Source organism: Helicobacter felis ATCC 49179, assembly GCF_000200595.1.
GTDB lineage: Bacteria > Campylobacterota > Campylobacteria > Campylobacterales > Helicobacteraceae > Helicobacter > Helicobacter felis.
In genome coordinates this window covers 919,258-937,181 of sequence record NC_014810.2, presented here as the reverse complement: position 1 = coordinate 937,181, position 17,924 = coordinate 919,258, and the positions used below count along the sequence as shown (strand labels likewise).

At 45.6% G+C, this 17,924-nt stretch carries 15 protein-coding genes; 9 read left to right on the top strand and 6 right to left on the bottom strand.

Annotated elements, in window-relative coordinates:
- Positions 1–44: 44 nt before the first annotated feature.
- Positions 45–317 carry a 30S ribosomal protein S15 gene (rpsO, locus tag HFELIS_RS04755; RefSeq protein WP_013469401.1) on the bottom strand — a complete coding sequence of 91 codons (273 nt, stop codon included), beginning with the start codon at positions 315–317 and terminating at the stop codon, positions 45–47.
- Between the two features lie 103 nt (positions 318–420).
- Here rpsO and flhA point away from each other — a divergent pair, with 103 nt between their 5' ends.
- The 9 genes from flhA to HFELIS_RS04710 are packed head-to-tail and all read left to right on the top strand — an operon-like array spanning position 421 to position 10,881.
- Positions 421–2,619, top strand: a complete 2,199-nt coding sequence (flhA, locus tag HFELIS_RS04750) for a flagellar biosynthesis protein FlhA (RefSeq protein ID WP_013469400.1) — start codon at positions 421–423, stop codon at positions 2,617–2,619.
- Between the two features lie 8 nt (positions 2,620–2,627).
- Positions 2,628–3,716, top strand: a complete 1,089-nt coding sequence (locus HFELIS_RS04745) for a DHH family phosphoesterase (RefSeq protein WP_013469399.1) — start codon at positions 2,628–2,630, stop codon at positions 3,714–3,716.
- A gap of 17 nt (positions 3,717–3,733) precedes the next feature.
- Complete coding sequence (locus HFELIS_RS04740) at positions 3,734–4,414, top strand: hypothetical protein (protein ID WP_013469398.1); 681 nt, start codon at positions 3,734–3,736, stop codon at positions 4,412–4,414.
- Positions 4,415–4,419: 5 nt separating this feature from the next.
- The gene (gene pheS, locus HFELIS_RS04735; RefSeq protein ID WP_013469397.1) at positions 4,420–5,418 is read left to right on the top strand and encodes a phenylalanine--tRNA ligase subunit alpha; all 999 of its coding nucleotides are present in this window, start codon (positions 4,420–4,422) and stop codon (positions 5,416–5,418) included.
- Positions 5,418–7,712, top strand: a complete 2,295-nt coding sequence (gene ytpR, locus HFELIS_RS04730) for a YtpR family tRNA-binding protein (RefSeq protein WP_013469396.1) — start codon at positions 5,418–5,420, stop codon at positions 7,710–7,712. Before pheS ends, ytpR begins: the two co-directional genes overlap by 1 nt.
- Complete coding sequence (gene aroA / locus HFELIS_RS04725; RefSeq protein WP_013469395.1) at positions 7,709–9,031, top strand: 3-phosphoshikimate 1-carboxyvinyltransferase; 1,323 nt, start codon at positions 7,709–7,711, stop codon at positions 9,029–9,031. Before ytpR ends, aroA begins: the two co-directional genes overlap by 4 nt.
- Entirely contained in the window at positions 9,012–9,836 is an 825-nt protein-coding gene (locus tag HFELIS_RS04720; protein ID WP_013469394.1) for a 4-hydroxy-3-methylbut-2-enyl diphosphate reductase, read from the top strand. Before aroA ends, HFELIS_RS04720 begins: the two co-directional genes overlap by 20 nt.
- Before the next feature lie 11 nt (positions 9,837–9,847).
- Entirely contained in the window at positions 9,848–10,162 is a 315-nt protein-coding gene (locus HFELIS_RS04715; RefSeq protein ID WP_013469393.1) for a thioredoxin family protein, read from the top strand.
- A gap of 59 nt (positions 10,163–10,221) precedes the next feature.
- On the top strand, positions 10,222–10,881 hold the full coding sequence (locus HFELIS_RS04710) for a non-canonical purine NTP pyrophosphatase (RefSeq protein ID WP_013469392.1): 660 nt from the start codon (positions 10,222–10,224) through the stop codon (positions 10,879–10,881).
- On the opposite strand, the gene HFELIS_RS04705 is transcribed toward HFELIS_RS04710, so the two are convergent.
- The 5 genes from HFELIS_RS04705 to HFELIS_RS04685 all read right to left on the bottom strand — a co-directional run bounded on the left by HFELIS_RS04705 (position 10,878) and on the right by HFELIS_RS04685 (position 17,921).
- Positions 10,878–13,667 (bottom strand): hypothetical protein, encoded by a 2,790-nt coding sequence (locus HFELIS_RS04705; protein ID WP_013469391.1) that lies wholly within the window; start codon positions 13,665–13,667, stop codon positions 10,878–10,880. The genes HFELIS_RS04710 and HFELIS_RS04705 overlap by 4 nt on opposite strands.
- A gap of 132 nt (positions 13,668–13,799) precedes the next feature.
- Complete coding sequence (locus HFELIS_RS04700) at positions 13,800–14,897, bottom strand: citrate/2-methylcitrate synthase (RefSeq protein WP_013469390.1); 1,098 nt, start codon at positions 14,895–14,897, stop codon at positions 13,800–13,802.
- A gap of 38 nt (positions 14,898–14,935) precedes the next feature.
- Complete coding sequence (locus tag HFELIS_RS04695) at positions 14,936–15,661, bottom strand: YebC/PmpR family DNA-binding transcriptional regulator (protein ID WP_013469389.1); 726 nt, start codon at positions 15,659–15,661, stop codon at positions 14,936–14,938.
- Complete coding sequence (gene hemB, locus HFELIS_RS04690; protein WP_013469388.1) at positions 15,661–16,632, bottom strand: porphobilinogen synthase; 972 nt, start codon at positions 16,630–16,632, stop codon at positions 15,661–15,663. The genes HFELIS_RS04695 and hemB overlap by 1 nt, the downstream gene beginning before the upstream one ends.
- Positions 16,633–16,646: 14 nt before the next feature.
- Positions 16,647–17,921, bottom strand: coding sequence for an ArsS family sensor histidine kinase (locus HFELIS_RS04685; protein ID WP_041302805.1), 1,275 nt, complete (start codon positions 17,919–17,921; stop codon positions 16,647–16,649).
- Positions 17,922–17,924: the final 3 nt, after the last annotated feature.

Here is a 17,924-nt window from a genome sequence, read left to right as displayed (position 1 = left end):
GAATAAAGCGAAGAGAAAGTTGAAGGTTTGAGAAACCCAAGACATTAACGATTTTTGATGCCTAGGGCTCCGATAAGCTCCATATAACGATCATGGTGAGTTTTCTTGAGGTATTTAAGAAGATTTTTTCGATGCCCCACTAATTTAAGAAGCCCCAGACGACTAGAATGATCTTTGGGATTATTCTTTAGATGGGTGGTCAAATCCGCAATCCTGCGACTCAAAAGCGCGATCTGCACTTCACACGAACCCGTGTCGTTTTCCTGACGGGCAAACTGCCTAATAATTTCTTGTTTTTTCTCCGTATTTAAAGCCATGGAGACCTCCTATAGGAATTAGATAAGCGGGCATTATAGCCTAAAAAGTCAAAATTTACACGAAAAGTTGTAAAATAGCGCGAATTTGTGAGCAAGGAGTAGAGTGGCGCGTGACAAACAAAAGGGTCTTTTGAAAAAGACCTTTCCTTTTTTTAGGGAACTGACTCGCTCTAAAGACTTGACCGTAGTCGCTTTTGTGATCGCCATTTTGGGGATCATCATCGTGCCCCTACCTCCCTTTTTATTGGATTTTTTGCTCACCATTTCTATCGCCCTCTCTGTGCTCATTATTTTAATTGGGCTTTATATCACCAAGCCCACCGACTTTAGTGCTTTTCCTACGCTTTTGCTCATTGTAACCCTCTATCGCCTCGCGCTCAATGTCGCCACCACGCGCATGATTTTAACGGAGGGCTACAAAGGACCTAGTGCGGTGAGCGACATCATTAGCGCCTTTGGGGAGTTCACGGTCAGCGGGAACTATGTAATCGGGACAATCATCTTTAGTATCTTAGTGCTGGTTAATCTCTTAGTTGTAACTAATGGCTCAACGCGCGTAACTGAGGTGCGCGCACGCTTTGCTTTGGATGCGATGCCCGGTAAGCAAATGGCCATCGATGCGGATCTAAACTCCGGGCTCATTGATAGTGATGAGGCCAAAAAACGCCGTGCGGCTCTCACTCAAGAGGCGGATTTTTACGGCGCGATGGATGGGGCAAGCAAATTTGTAAAGGGCGATGCGATCGCCTCAATCATCATCACCCTTATTAATATCATCGGGGGCTTTTTGGTGGGGGTGTTTCAAAGGGACATGACCATTAGCTATAGTGCCTCCACCTTCACTATTTTGACTATTGGAGATGGCTTGGTGGGACAAATTCCTGCGCTCATCATCGCCACCGCTACGGGCATTGTCGCCACCCGCACCACCCAGCACGAAGAAGAAAACTTTGCGAGCAAACTCATCACCCAGCTTACTGATAAAAGTAAGACTTTGGTCATTGTGGGCTGTATCTTGTTGCTTTTTGCGAGCGTGCCCGGCTTGCCCACCTTTTCGCTCGCTTTTGTAGGGAGTTTGTTTTTATTCATCGCGTGGCTCATTTCGCGCGAGGGCAAGGATAACCTCTTTAGCAAGTTTGAAAAGTGGCTGAGTAAAAAAACAGGAGTCGACCTCTCAACTAAAACCACCCCCCAAGTAGAACAAGCCCCCATCACCCGCCCGCAAAAAAGCGCAGAGGAAATCAAAAAAGAGGAAGAGCAGGCGATTAATGAGGTGCTTAAAATTGAGTTTTTGGAACTCGCTTTGGGTTACCAACTTATCTCCCTAGCCGATGTCAAGCAGGGGGGGGATTTGCTCGAGCGCATACGAGGTATTCGTAAAAAGATCGCTAGCGATTACGGCTTTTTAATGCCTCAAATTCGCATTCGAGATAATCTCCAACTCCCCCCAACCCACTATGAAATCAAGCTTAAAGGGGTGAGTATTGGAGATGGGAGCGTGATGCCCGATCGCTTTTTGGCGATGAATACGGGCTTTGCAGGCAAAGAGATCGAGGGTATTCCCACCAAAGAGCCCGCCTTTGGTATGGACGCACTTTGGATTGAACCCAAAGACAAGGAGGAGGCGATCATTCAAGGCTATACCATCATTGACCCCTCTACCGTGATCGCCACACATACCAGCGAGTTAGTCAAAAATTACGCCGAGGAGTTTATTACAAAAGATGAGGTCAAATCCCTTTTAGAACGCCTAGCTAATGATTACCCAGCGATCGTTGAGGAGGCTAAGAAAATCCCTACTGGGGTGATTCGCTCCGTCTTGCAAGAACTCCTGCATGAGAAAATTCCCATTAGAGATATGCTGACGATCTTAGAAACCATCACCGACATCGCCCCTAGTGTGCAAAACGACATCACTATTTTGACTGAGCAGGTGCGCGCGCGCCTCTCAAGAGTGATCACCAATATTTTTAAATCTGAGGACGGCACGCTTAAATTACTCACTTTGGGCACGGCTACCGAGCAATTTCTCTTAAACAAACTCAAAGACCAAGCCTCCGGGAAATTCTTACTCTTAAACGCCACTGAGATGCAACAACTCATTGAAAATATCTCTGCTGAGTCTATGAAAATTTTACAACGCGGGATCGCTCCGGTGATCCTCATTGTCGATCCCGAGTTGCGCCGTCCGCTCTCTACCAAGATGGAGCAGTTTAAGATCGATATTGTGGTCTTAAGCCACGCTGAGTTAGACACCAATGCCAAATACGAAGTGCTAGGCACGATCAATATTAATTTTTAAGGAACATCATGCAAGTTTTTCATTTATCCCACATTGATTTAGATGGCTATGGTTGCCAGTTTGTGAGCCGTCATTTTTTTGAGCAGATTACCTACTACAACGCCAATTATGGCAAAGAAGTGTCCGCGAGGCTTAAGGAAATTATCAGCGCGCTAAACAAGCAGAGCGCCCAAAAGGCGTTGATTTTGGTAACAGATTTAAATTTAACTTTAGGCGAGGCGGAGTTTTTGCAAAAAGAAAGCGAGGCGTTACGCTTACAGGGCAAAGAGATAGAAATTTTGCTTTTAGATCACCACATCACAGGACAGGATGCCGCACAGGCGTATTCTTGGTATCATTTAGATGTGGATCGCAGCGCGTCTAAAATCACCTTTGAGACCTTAAAGGAGCGTTACAAACCTTTACAAGAGGACGCGCTAGACAAACTCACCCCCATGGTAGAGATGATTAACTCTATTGATATTTGGAAAGAGGAAGGTTTTGGGTTCGAGTTGGGCAAGGTGTGTATGCGCATGATCTCAAGCACGCATGAGCTCAACCGCTTCATGTTTGATGTAGAGCACCGCGCCTATAAATTCGCCCTGCTAGACCATGTGCCTTCCTATATCCACCAAGACAGGGGCGCAGTAGCCTTTGATAACGATCTCTTCAGACTAAAAAAGATCGCCTTGGGAGGAGACCCTGATACCCAGACAATGGACAATATCGCATCTAATGCGCAAGTCTCCCTGCTCTCGCAAAAAAAGGAGGCTTGCAGTGTGGTGTGTGATGGCAAAAAGGGGTTTTTGAGTTACAACATGGGGGGTATTAGCGTGTTGGCCAATCTCTTTTTGCGCGAGAATCCGGAATTTGACTTCTACATGGATGTGAGTTTTAGGGGCAATGTGAGTTTGCGTTCCAGCAACAAATGCGATGTGAGTAGCATAAGTAAACAATATTTTAACGGAGGGGGGCATAAAAATGCTAGCGGGGGCAAAATTGAAGGTTTTAAAGAAAGTTTTAGCTATTATGACATTAAAGAACAATTAGAGAGAGTCTTCGCGCAAGAGGTTACTGGGGGGTCTGATGGTTTTTTTGCTAACCGGTTCGTGTTTTAATCTTTAAAGGAGTCTTTATGAGGTCATGGGTTGTTGCTTCTTGCCTAGCGTTAGCTGTAGCTACGGGGTGCACGAAATACAGCGTAGTTCCTGAACATGTTACAAAATATAATAATGGGGTGCAGGTGCTCACCTCTAACCAAGCAAGCTCTAAGGTGCAAATTGAAGTGGCACAGAAACAACTGAAAGGTTTGGATAATCCACCTTTGGTGGTCTATGTGGGAGCGCAGATCACAGGTGGCGATCCAGTTGATTTTGACAGTAGCCACATTACAGTTAACGAGGGACAAACAAATCTCCCGGTGCTCAATTTTAAACAAATGATCCGATCAAGTTATGATTTTGATCCTGTGTTGCAAAAATTCAATATTGCCGTGCCCTCTACTCCTGTTTCTACAGACCCTCTAGCATCGCCCATGTTCTATTATGGTCAGGGTAGTTTTTTAGCTTACGATGTGATGAGTTCTATCCCTTTTATGATGATGGATGATGCGCAAACCCAAGCGATCATGCAAGATGAGCGCCAAGCTTTCAAAATCATGGCCATCAACTATTTGAGACGCTCCACTCTTAAACCCGATGGCAAGGCTAGAGGAGGCTTCGTGGTGATCGATCCTAAACATATCACACCCGGAACACTCGTGATTAAAGTTGTGCTCAATAAAGATGTGCACACCTTTAAAATTGACATTAAGTAGATCTTTTGCAAACACTAGACACTTTTTTAGATCAGATTTCTAGGGTAACTGCCCTCAAAGAATTGGAAGACTTGCGCCTGCAGGCTTTGGGTAAAAAGGGAGTCCTTACCCAAGAGTTTGCCCAGCTTAAAAACTTAAGTGGGCAAGAAAAGGCCCAAAAAGCCCAAGAACTCAACCGGTTTAAGGAAGCTTTCACCCACGCCCACGCGAAGCGTAAACAGGTTTTACAGGATTTAGAGTTAGAGGCCAAATTACAGGCAGAAAAGATCGACCCCACTCTAGCCAATACCCACCTTAGCGCAAGTTTAGGTCATCCACTCAGCTACACTAAAGATCGCATCATTGAGTATTTCACCCAACTGGGTTTTAAATTGCACTTAGGCGCGTTGGTTGAGGAGGAGTTTTATAATTTTGATGCGCTCAATATGCCTGCTTACCACCCCGCGCGCGCCATGCAAGACACCTTTTATTTCAAAGATCATAAACTTTTACGCACCCACACTTCCCCCACTCAAATCCATGCCATGCAGACCCAAAAACCCCCGATTAAAATGATCGGTGTAGGCCCTACTTTCAGGCGCGATTACGACACCACACACACCCCGATGTTTTCCCAAGTGGAGGGGTTAGTCGTGGATTCTAAGAATAGAGTGCATTTTGGACACCTTAAACAAGTTTTAGAGGACTTTTTGCATTATTTCTTTGGAGATATTAAGGTGCGCTGGCGCTCTAGTTTTTTTCCTTTTACAGAGCCTAGCGCAGAGGTGGATATTAGCTGTGTGTTTTGCAAACAAGATGGGTGTAAGGTGTGCAAACACACCGGTTGGCTAGAGATTTTAGGGGCGGGATGTGTGCACCCCAATGTCTTTAAGCATGCGGGTTTGGAGGAAGTGAGCGGATACGCCTTTGGGATGGGGATCGAACGCCTCGCCATGCTCACCTGCGAAATCAATGATCTGAGAAGCCTTTTTGAAACCGATTTGAGATTGTTAGAGGCCTTTTGATGTTACTCAACACATATATTTTGCAAGATTTCCTAGAGGGCGCACTGCCCAGTGTCTCCACTTTGTGCGCAGATTTGAGTCGTATTGGGCTAGAAGTGGAGAGCGTAACACCTTTTAATCTGCCTGCTCAAGTAGTGGTCGGCAAGATTTTAGAGTGCATAAAACACCCCAATGCCGAAAAACTTAGCGTCTGCCAAGTGGATAATGGTAAAGAGATTTTACAAATTGTCTGCGGGGCGAAGAATGTCAAGGCGGGGCAGTTAGTGGCTTTGGCGTTGCAGAGAGCACATTTACCCGCCTGTAATCTACACATACAGCCTAGCACATTGAGAGGTGTTCAGAGTTTTGGCATGCTCTGCTCTAGTGTTGAGCTAGGTTTGCCTAAGCTCTATGAGGGGATTTTAATTTTAGATAGCAGTTTGAATAAAGATCAGCCCTTAAAACTAGGCACACCTCTTAAAGATTTGCCCTTTTTTACCGGCACGCTTTTAGACATCGCTCTCACGCCCAATCGCGGGGATTGCTTGAGTGTGTTGGGTGTAGCGCGTGAGCTTAGCGCGCTCTATAAACTGCACCTAAAAACTCCCCCAAAACTCTCTTATAGCCTCCTAGAAGCCCTCCCCACTCTCCCCCAAAACCTACCCCCCTGTGCTCTAAGTTATGGCGTGCTCCATTTGGACACGCCCTTTTTACCCCTAGGGATCGCGCTTACTCTAGCTTTACAACATAATTTGCAAGAGAGTTGGATTGCCAATCTTTTAGAATATAGCACCTATCTTAGTGGGGTGATTTTGCAGGCTTACCCGTCTGTACCCTTGCAAGTCCACGCAGATACACAGGGCTTTTTGCACACCCAACACGCTGGCAAGAATCTAGCCACTATTGGGGTGTATGCCCCCACTCCCCCCCAAACCTCCCCCTATTTGCTAGAAGCCAGTTTTATAGAACCCAGCCATTTATGCCAAAGCCTGCACAAACACCCTCAAGAGAGCACCCCTGCTATTATGCACCGCACCCAGCGCGGGAGCAATCCGCAGGTGCAAGAAGGCTTAGAGTGGCTAGCCTCTGTGCTTGCGCGTTTTTACCCTAATGCTAGACTACAGGTGAGCGCGCCGGTGAGCACCTTGACTCCTTCAAGCCTTCAACTCAGCCTTATAGAGGTGGTCCAAGTTTTGGGCATGGAGGTTAGTTTAGATCAAGTGCGCGCAATCTTAGAGGGGCTAGGTTTTGGGGTGGAAGTAGCAGGGGATGCACTCACTCTGCATGTCCCCCCCTACCGCCATGACATTGAGGGCGTGCATGACATCGCCGAGGAGATTTTGCGCTTTGTGGGCATTGACAACGCCCCTAAAGCCCTCCTGCATACTGCAGAAACTAGCAGTGCTAACCCCCACTACGGCCGCTACCGCTTTGAAAGAAATTTGGCTACAAAAGCCCTAGCCTTAGGTTTTAGGGAGGTGGTGCATTATCTCTTTGCTAATAAAGAAAAATTAAAGGCGTTGGGTTATCCCACTTTGCAAGAAAATTTAGACCTACTCAACCCTATCAATCAGGACTTCAACACCCTACGCACTTCTCTAATCCCCGGACTCTTAGAGGCCAATGCGCGCAATAAAAACTTAGGCTTTAAGAGCCTTACCCTTTTTGAGCTAGGGAACATTTATAATACAGAGCGTGAGGAAAGGGCTAGTCTAGCTTTTCTAGCCAGCGGGCTTAAAACTTCCCCCCACTACCCCCATCCTAAGGGGCAGGCTTGGGATTTTTACCACTTTGCACACACGCTCTCTAAGGTGATCGGGGCTTTTAGCCTAGAGTCCATCACTTCCACACAAGATCGCTCCTATTTGACCACCACCTACCACCCCTACCAAAGCGCATGGATGATCCAAGAGGGGCGCAAGATTGGAGTGCTAGGAGCAATTAACCCCGTATTAGTGCAAAAAGAGGACTTGCTAGAAGGCTTTATTGCTGAGATCGATCGCGCGTGCTTGCACCAAAAGCCCTACAGGGCTCAAGAGTTTTCTAAACTTCCTACTAGTTTTAGAGATTTGACCCTTCTTGTAGACAAAAATTGTTGCTTTGCTAATCTCAAGCAATGCCTCTTAGAGGCGCGCATTCCCCATTTAAAAGAGGTGTTCCCCCTAGACATCTATACGGAGAATGCCCAGCAGATCGCCTTAAGTTTGCGCCTTAAAATCCAATCTCAAGAATCTTTGACAGATACCCAATTACAAGCCATCACGCAGCAGGCTTTAGGCGCGCTAGAGCGTGATTTTAACGCCAAACTCAAATGATACACATCGCCCCTGCACCAAAATTTAATCTCACCTTAGAACACCTACCCGCAGACAAGTCTTTAAGCCATCGCGCCGTGATCTTTGCGCTTTTGTGCGCACGCCCTTGTTATGTGCAAAATTTTCTCAGAGGGCAGGATTGCCTAAGCACACTTCACATGGCTAAAACTCTGGGTCTTAGAGTCCAACAGAGCACCCCCAACACTCTTAAACTCACTCCACCTAAAAAATTTTTATGTTTCAAAGAGCCCTCTAAACCCCTGAATTGCCGCAATTCTGGCACGACTATGCGCCTTTTTAGCGGGTTGCTCGCTAGCAGTCAATTCCAAAAAAACCATTATATCTTGGTGGGCGATTCTTCTTTGAGCAAACGCCCTATGGGACGCGTGATCACCCCCTTGCAGGTGATGGGCGCACAAATCCGCGCACGCGCAAACCACACCCTAGCCCCCTTGAGCATTCTTAGCACGCCTCTGCAGGGCATGAAATACACAAGCCCTATTGCCTCTGCGCAGGTCAAAAGCGCGTTGCTCCTAGCCACTCTGCAGGCCAAAGACCCTCTTATTTTTAGCGAACCCTCTTTGAGCCGCGATCACACCGAACGCATGCTAAAAGCTTTGGGGGCTAAGATACAAATACAAGATCGTAGCGTCCGTTTAGAGCCCCTAAACCAGCCTTTAGATAGTTTTGAGTGGTCTATCCCTGCTGATCCTTCTAGCGCGTTTTATTTTGCCTTAGCGGTGGCTTTAGTGCCCCAAAGCGCGGTGTTGCTTAAAAATGTTTTGCTCAATCCTACACGCATCGAAGCTTTTAAAGTTTTAGAAAAAATGGGCTTGCATGTGGAGTTTCACCCACACAGCACGCAGATTGAGCCTGTGGGAGATATTTATGTTAAACACCGCCCCTTAAAAGCCCTTGAGATCAAAGAAAATATCCCCTTCCTCATTGATGAATTGCCCGCTTTGGCTGTAGCGATGAGTGTGGCTAAGGGGGTGAGTCGTGTACAAAACGCCCAAGAGTTGCGCGTCAAAGAGAGCGATCGCATCGCCACCACTCTAAGTAATTTAGCCAAGATGGGCATCACATGCCAAGCTTATGCGGATGGGTTTAGCATTCAAGGAAGCTCGCTTAAACGCCCCCAAGAGCCCCTAGAGAGTTTTGGAGATCACCGCATCGCCTTAAGTTTTGCAGTGGCGTTATTGGCCTGTGGGGGGAGTTTGCGCAATAGCGCGTGTATGGGGGTTTCTTTTCCCAATTTTATAGAGATTCTAAGAGGTATCACCTCTCTTAAGGAAATGCATGCAAGTGAAAATGGCTAAGAATTATGGCTTTTGTTTTGGGGTGAAGCGCGCCATTGAGATCGCCCAAAAAAATAAAGACAGTCTGACTTTAGGCTCGCTCATCCACAACCCCAAAGAGATCAAGCGCCTAGAACAAGATTACAATGTGCGCGTGCAAGAAGATGTGAACACGATCGAGCCTCATAAAAAGGTCATCATCCGCACGCATGGAATCCCCAAAAACGACCTATCCAAGCTTAAAGACAAGGGCGCACAGATCATTGATGCGACTTGTCCCTATGTGATCAAACCCCAGCAGATCGTAGAAAAAATGAGCGCAAAGGGGTATCAAATTGTGATCTTTGGAGACGCTAACCACCCTGAAGTCAAGGGGGTAATCAGCTATTCGAGCACACCCCCTCTAGTGGTCAACTCTTTAGAGGAATTGCAGACTCAAAAGCTGGGTAAAAAGATCGCCCTAGTCTCCCAAACCACCAAGCAAACCCCCAAACTCTTAGAGATTGCGAGCTTTTTGATTGCACGCTGTGCGGAAGTGCGCATTTTTAACACCATCTGCAACGCCACCTTTGATAACCAGGAAGCGGTCAGAGAACTCAGCCAAGAGGTGGATATTATGGTGATTGTGGGGGGTAAAACCTCTTCAAACACCAAACAGCTTTTTCACATCGCTAAGGAATTTTGTTCGGACAGCTACTTAGTGGAAGATTTTAATGATCTCAATCCAGAGTGGTTTAGCGGTAAAAAGCTTTGTGGAATCAGCGCAGGAGCTTCCACTCCCGATTGGATCATTGAAAAGGTGAGAGTCCAAATTAGTCAAATTTAAAAGGAAATAAGATGATTAACACAATCACAAGCGCAGATTACCAACAAAAAATCCAACAAGGGATTGTTTTGATCGATGTGGGGGCTTCTTGGTGTCCGGATTGCCGCAGAATAGAGCCTATTATGGAGCAGTTGGCCAAAGATTATGCGGATCGGGTGAGTTTTTATAAGGTGGATTTTGATGTGAGTGAAGATCTTAAGGAAGAATTAGCTATCAGACGCATCCCCACCTTGATTTTTTATAAAAATGGTGTGGAGGTAGGAGATCGCTTAGTAGAGCCGGGAAGCCGTGGTCCCATTGAAAACGCGCTAAAAGCACTTTTATAAGAAAGTCCCAAAAGCTTAAAACATCGTGTTAAGGCCTAGATACTAAACAAGAAGTTTTAATGCAAATCATTCTCTCTAGCAATAACCCTAAAAAAATACAAGAATTACAAGCTATTTTGGAGGGCATGGAGGTCAAAAGCTACCGCACATTTTTAGAGAATATAGAGATTGAGGAAAATGGGACAAGTTTTGAGCAAAACGCGCGCATCAAGGCTCAAAGAATTTACCAGCTTTTGCCAAAAATGCAGGAAGATTTTTGTGTGCTTGCTGATGATAGCGGGCTTTGTGTGTCCGCTCTAAAGGGCATGCCCGGCATTTATAGCGCGCGCTTTGCCTCAATCAAAGAGGGAGCTAGAGACATCGCTCAAGGGCGTTTTCAAACCCCTCAAACCCCCTGCGATGACACACAAAATAACCTAAAATTACTTGCCTGTTTAGAGGAATTAAAGATCACTCAATCGCTAGCCTCTTTTGTGTGTGTCATAGCCGTGTGCGCGCAAGTTGGAGGGCGATTTTATGAGCAAGGTTTTAGGGGTGAGTGCAAAGGGAGAGTTTGTAAATCCCCGCTTAACCCCCAAGCTTTTGGCTACGATCCTCTATTTATTCCAGAGGGCTACACCTTAAGTCTAGATCGCATTCAAGAAAAAAATGCAATCTCACACCGCTTTTTGGCTTTGCAAAAAGCGCGCCATTTTTTAACATCTCTTAAGACAAATTAAGCCATCTCTTTGAGCAGAGCAACCCCCGCTTCTTTGGCGTGGGCTTGATCAAAGATTATAGCCGGGACTTTAGGACGCGCAGAGACCACAATCACCGCCATAGGTTTTAAAATGGCGTTGATGTGAGGGAGGGTTTGTTGCGCGCCTGCGCGAATCTCTTTAAAAAACGCTTGTTCCCCATACTGGGCGATTGTGTTATCTATCATCATTTGAAATGCCTGCATTTCTTTTTCATCCATGCGAAACAAGAGGGCTAAATACTGGATATACCAAAAAAAGAGGCGATAAATCTTCACCTGATCGTCCTCAATCCACCTGCCAAAAATGTTTTTACCCAGCTTAGTTCCTGCTAGACCTCCAGCGATCCCACCCACAAACGCCCCCACGCCCGTGCCAATTCCGGGCAAGAGCATAGTCCCTATAGTTGCCCCGGCCATCGCCCCGCCCATGCCTCCTGCTACTCCTGTTGCATTCACGGCGATATTTTTCACGCATTGCATGCCTGAAATTTTGCCCCTTGCCATTTGGGTAACCTCAATCCCGCTAGTAACAAGCATAGTCGCCCCAGCCACCACAAGATTACTCCGAATAACAGAATTAGCGCTCGAGTTGATCACCCTTTTAGAAGCCGCACCCGCCCCCCTTCTGCCCAGCTCTGCTAAACCCCGCCCAATAAAATTCCCATTAAAATTAAAATTGATCGCGCTCTCCAAAAAGCTTTTTAGCACCGTGCGCTGGGCTTGCATGGCGATCATAGAGACTAAAAAGGCCTTACCCGCGCTAGCGGTGCTAGCAAACAGCGCGCTTTTTAGGGATTCTTTAATGCTTTTACCTCTAAAGAGCAAAAACGCGCTATTGCATACAAAGGATACCCCAAAGGCACTAGCTGCCACCACTGAGGCGCGTTGCGCATCAAACTTTAGGCTCTCTTTGGTGCAAAACTTAGTGGCATTCACCGCTTCTCTATAGGTTACACTCCCTTTTTTCACAATCTTATACGCCTCGTTAGGATCGCTCACCCCCCTAACCTTGCCTTCTTGAATGCTCTGCTTCATTTTGGCAACCACCCCCTCATACTGCTCTTTGGGCACTTCTACTACCATCGCCTGCCCCTCTTTATTGTAGTAGCGGTACTCCCCATTGTCATTTAGAAGTTCATTAAAAGTCCTTGTAGCGCTCTTGCAGTATTTGGTTTGGATTTCCATCCCATTGACAAGGCGATCTGCCCCATCTTTAAGATTATTATCCCCCACAATGATCGCATTTTTGCCCGCGCTTAAATCCGTGCGGTTGTTGAGGATTTCAGCCATGTAGCCATGCCCGGTGCTTGCATTAGCAAGAGGCTTATAGAGTTCTACCCAATTTTGCGCCACCACAATATTATTAATGGTGATCCCACTTAAAATATCTGTAACGCGTTTGAATTGCCTTTCTTGATCTTCTCTTAAGGCTTGATAAAAGGCTGTAAAATCTTGATCCTCAAGCGCGGGGCTGAGAGTGTCGCTAATTTGCATGCACACTTGTTCTGTCTGCTTACACTCTTGGGAGCAAAAATATTCGCCCTCTATGTCGTTTTTGGGCATGAGTTTGCCACAAGAACTACACGCGCTGTAATTGTCTAATTTTTCAAAAGGGAGGTAGTAACATTGATTTTCAATGGCGTATTGAGCAAAGGATAAATTGGGCACGCTTTGGGCTAGAGTTTCTACGAAAGCATCGGGGTCTTCTTTATGGGCCTGAGAATAAATTTCTTTGAGTTCGTAAGCTCTCTCTTTGCTAGCTTGTTTCAAATAGGGATCATCGCTACGATCTAGGGTAAATTCCAAAAAGGGTTCTTTAGAAAAAGCTGTATAAACATCTTTAGCTCTGCATTTTTCTTTAATCTTGATGATATTTTCTATGCTTTGGGCGAGCAGACCTAGAGTGCTGTTATAGAGCAATAATTCTAAATTGTTGGGGATTTTTAACACGCTCAAGTCCCTAAACTCCATTTGACGGGCTAATAAATCCTTTTGTAATTGGGTGGCTAAGGTGGTATATTTGTCTTTTTGGGCTTGGAGTTTGAGATGCGTACTAGGGATTAGAAATAAAATCAAGGCACGATCGAGGGCTTGAAAAGCGCTCAAAAAGGGCTTGATGTTAACACGCACCTTCACAGAGGGGCTAAAATACCAGCGCAAGAGCATAAAGAGAGCAAAATAACCCCAAAGAACTTCTTCATGCAGGGGAAACTTAATAGGCAGGTGGTGGAATGTGAAGGCGCAAAGCCCCCACAATAAAAGCGCGCAAAGCGCGAACGAAGCGATGTATTTTGCCTCCGCACGCACAATGTCTTGGTAGCTTTTGCTAGATTTAGACACAAGTTTTCTAATCTGCTCTGCTAGGCGTTGGCTAAAAAGGAGGCGCAAAGAAGTCAAGAGATTTAACAATACCAATGCACTCAAGGCAATTTGTATCCATGTGAAATTTAAAGCGTCATGCCACATGGCTAATAAACAACGCTGAATATGGCCCCAAGCTTGATAGAAAGTGAATGAATCGTTTTTGATAAAAAGCGTGATCACTTGGGCTAGAAAATTCCAATATTTTTGAGAAAATAATGTCCATAGTGCCACTAATGTGAGCCCTGCTAATAACAATTCCACGCACAAGCGCGCCACTGCTCTTACAAAGCTAAAAAGCTTAGAAGAACTTTGAGAAAAGCAACCATAGACATAGTAGACCAACAGCCACAAACCCAAATAAGAAAGACCAAATTTAGCCCCACTGAGGAGAGTTGCTCCCATAATTGTCCCTATTATGTGGATTAGTAAATCTGTATAATAGCATGGAGTCGATCATCTTTTTGAGACTCCAACCTTTTTGCGGCTTTCTTTCCCCAACCCATTTCTAGTCTTACGCGGTTTGTAATGGATGCTTTAGCGATCCTTAAGGGGCACAAAGGGGCGTTTGGGCTCGCCGGTATAAGTAGATCTAGGGCGGATAATGCGGTTATTAGCCCGTTGCTCTAGGGCATGCGCCATCCATCCGGCCGCGCGAGACATCACAAAAAGCGGGGTGTAATAGAGGCGTTCTAAACACATATAATGATAAACTAACCCCCCAAAGAAATCAATATTATCAGGCAAGCCCTTTTCTTTTTTAACCTTATCTCTAATAGCTAGGGCGATGTCAAAGAGAAGCGGATCGCCCAAATGTTTTAGCTCTTTGGCTAACTCAACCCCCACTGCACTTCTAGGATCGGCTTGCTTATAAATGCGATGCCCAAAGCCCATGATTTTTTCTTTTCTAGCAAAGAGAGCATCGACTTCTTGCAGGGCCTCTTGCACACTTTTAAAACGCAGAATAAAAGCAATAGCCATCTCATTAGCTCCCCCGTGCAAACGCCCCTTTAAAGTATTAATGCCCGTAACTACGCAGGAATGGATGTCTGCGAGAGTGCTGGCTGTGATGCGATTGGCGTAAGTGGAAGCATTAAATTCGTGTTCGGCATAAAGGGTAAGCATGGCATCCATCGCCTTGATCTCTACCTCTAAGGGGGGCTGTTGGCGCAAGAACTCTAGCAGATAAGTAGCCATGTTTGCATCAGAGCGTAGAGATATTTTTTGGCCATGTTTGTGGTAGTGATGCCAATAGATGAGTATGGCAGGTAAAGCGCCTAAAATTTGCACGGCTTTTAAGTGTTGATTAGAGAAATCCAACGCCTCACTAGCCACACAGCCTAAAGCTACAACCCCGGCCTTGAGCACATCCATAGGGTGCGTGCTAATGGGTAGAGCTTCTAAGACTTGGCGCACCACTAGGGGGAGTTGCCTAAACTCTTGTAATTGGGCTTTAAAGGCGCAAAGCTCGGATTGGTTAGGCAAATGCCCCACAAGCAAGAGATGGGCGACTTCTTCAAATTCTGCCCTCTGCACTAAATCCTCAATGCTATAACCTCTATAGTTAAGCCCCTCGCCCGTGCCTACGGTGCAAATTGCCGAAGAGCCCACGACAACGCCTGCTAAACCATCCATAATTGCTCCTTAGTTGAGATGGGGGATTATAGCAAGTCTTACTCCCCAATATTGCTATACAGAGCGATCACATCCTCATCTTCTTCGATGCGATCTAGAAGTTTCTCTGTTTCTGCTAAAGCCTCAGGACTTAAAGTGATCGGACTTGTGGGGAGGCGTTGCAAAATGGCTTTGTGTATAGGGAGTTTTAGGGTTTCAAAGCCCTCATTGAGTTGTTTGAAGTCTTGGTAGTCTCCGATAGCAAAAAAGCTCTCTTCTTCCACTTCTAAGCTCTCTAGTCCGTAATCGATCAAGCTCAATTCTAAATCCTCTAAAGAGAGAGAGAGGGCTTTTAAATCCTCTAAACGCCCCTCTAAGACACTTTTGCGTGAAAACATAAACTCTAGCGATCCATTAGGCACCATACTAGCCCCGGGAGTTTTATTAAAATAGCTTTTGAGATTAGCCACCGTGCGTGTGGGGTTGTCTGTCATGCATTCCACAAAGAGCAACACCCCATGATTTGCTTTACCCTCATAGCTCACCTCTACTAACTGCCCTTCTTTGCTATTGGCGCGCTTGATAGCTGCCTCAATATTATCTTTGGGCATGTTTTGGGCTTTGGCGTTGAGTATGGCCGTGCGCAATTTGGCATTGCTACCTGGATCGCCTCCGCCCTCTTTGGCTGCCATAGTGATCGCCTTGGCTAATTTGGGAAAAATCTTACTCATCTTATCCCAGCGTTTTTCCTTTGCTGCGCGTCTGTATTCAAAAGCCCGTCCCATTAAAATCCTTTCTGTAAGAGTTGTGCTATTTCTTTGGCGTGGTAACTAATAATAATGTCTGCTCCCGCGCGCTTAAAACTTGTCATAGTTTCTAAGAGCAAGCGGTCGTAGTCCATAAGGTTATGGGATTGGGCTAACTTGAACATGGCATATTCCCCACTCACATTGTAGAGGGCAAGGGGTAAAAGCGTGCGCTCTTTAATCGCACGCACAATATCCAAATAAGCTAAGGCGGGTTTGACCATTAAAATATCCGCCCCCTCGCTTGAATCGTTTAGACTTTCTAAAATAGCCTCGCGCCTATTAGCCGGATTCATCTGATAGCCCTTGCGATCGCCAAATTCGGGCGCAGATTGGGCGGCATCTCTAAAAGGACCATAGTAACTACTAGCAAATTTGCTCGAATAACTCATAATGGGCAAAGTAGTAAAGCCATGAGAATCTAGAGCATGGCGCAAAGTGCTCACCATGCCATCTAGCATAGCACTAGGAGCTAGCATATCCACCCCACTTGTGGCTAAAATCAGGGCTTGTTGGGCTAGAATCTCTAGGCTAGCGTCATTATCTAGGCATTGATGCGAATCTAAAACCCCACAATGCCCATGGTCGGTGTATTCGCAAAAACACAGATCGGCGATCACATAGAGGTCAGGAAAACGGGCTTTGATAGCTCGTGTGGCTTTGGCAACGGGGTGATTTTCATTGAGCGCGCTCGATCCCTTAGAATCTTTATAGGCAGGCAAACCAAAGAGCAAGATCGCGCGCACGCCCATATTCTGTAACTGAGCGCACTCTTCTAAAAGGCTATCTAATCCCATTTGAAACACGCCGGGCATAGAGGCAATAGGCGTTTTCCCCTCGCCTTCGCGCACAAAAAGAGGGGCGATAAAATCATGGATATGTAGGCGTGTTTCACACACTAGATCGCGCAAAACCTGACTCGAACGCAAGCGTCTTAGGCGTTTGAACATGGGCATCCTTTAGTTTATTTTACTGTTTTTTTGTGAGGGGGGGGGGGGGTGAAAAGGGGAGAAAACTCTCGCATAATGCAATCATGGATACTAAATACATTCATTCCCTTTTGATAATCATAAGTCAACACAAAACCCAAAGTGTCTAGGGCGGTTTTGATAATATACATACCTAGACCAAAACCATGCGCTTCACTTTGGTGTTTGTGCTGAAAATAGGGTTTAAAATAATGGGCTAAATCTTCTCTCATAGGTTGCCCCTCATTGGAGATCACAAGGTTTTTCCCTAAAATGGCGACTTTAGCTTGCTTGTTGGGGCTGTATTTGAGCGCATTGTCTAGCAAATTCTTAAAAACAAGGGCAAAGAGTTCAAAATCTGTTTGAAAAGTGCAGTTAGACACTGCCGCGCATATGGAGGTGCTGTTGTGATCCAGTAATAGCATATTTTTTACCCGCTCTAAGAGTTCCTCCATAGTGAAAATTTCCTTAATCACTTTGTAGTTTTTAGAGGAGAGTTGCTCGATACGGGCAAACTGCTCAATGAGGGCATTTAATCTTTGAAAAGTCCGCACCAATCTCTCTTTTTGGATTTTGTTATCCACCATCTCGGCAACAATGATCCCCTTTGTGATGGGAGTGCGCAATTCATGCATAATGGCGCGCAAAAATAAAATACGCGACTCATTGAGTCCCTTGATTTTTTTAATGGCGCTATCAAAAGCAGAAGCCAAATCCCCGATTTCATCTTGTTGGGCGATTTTGCACTCAATATCCATCTCTCCATTGGAAAAGAGATGCACTTTTTTGCGCAACTCGTTAATAGGCATAAATCCTCGCAACACAAATACGAAGATCATTGTAATCAAAAACCCTCCGACAAACATAGCAAAGTAATAGTTGTGATAAGAGGTTTTTTGAATCTCATGGTAGAGCACAGTCCCTCCGTTGCCCTTAAGAGAGATAAAAATCATATTACCCACTTTGAGAATGCTCGCCAAGGGATTGTCATCACGCTCAATTTTTTCATTTTGCGCTGCCAATACTTCGCGTAACTCTTCTTGAGTAATTTCTTGAAACCCTAATTCATGCAAATACACCTCAGCGGAGTAGCGGTTGTGCTGGTCGGCCAAGACTTGATTGATAGTGGTTACAAATTGTTGGTGGCGGATTTGATTTTGGAAGTTTTCATGATCGATTTGGGAACGAATAAAATAATAAGAAAACGCCCCAAAGCTTGATAGAGAGATGACAAATAAAAAAACAATCTTGCTAAAGATAGACAAAGTGATCTG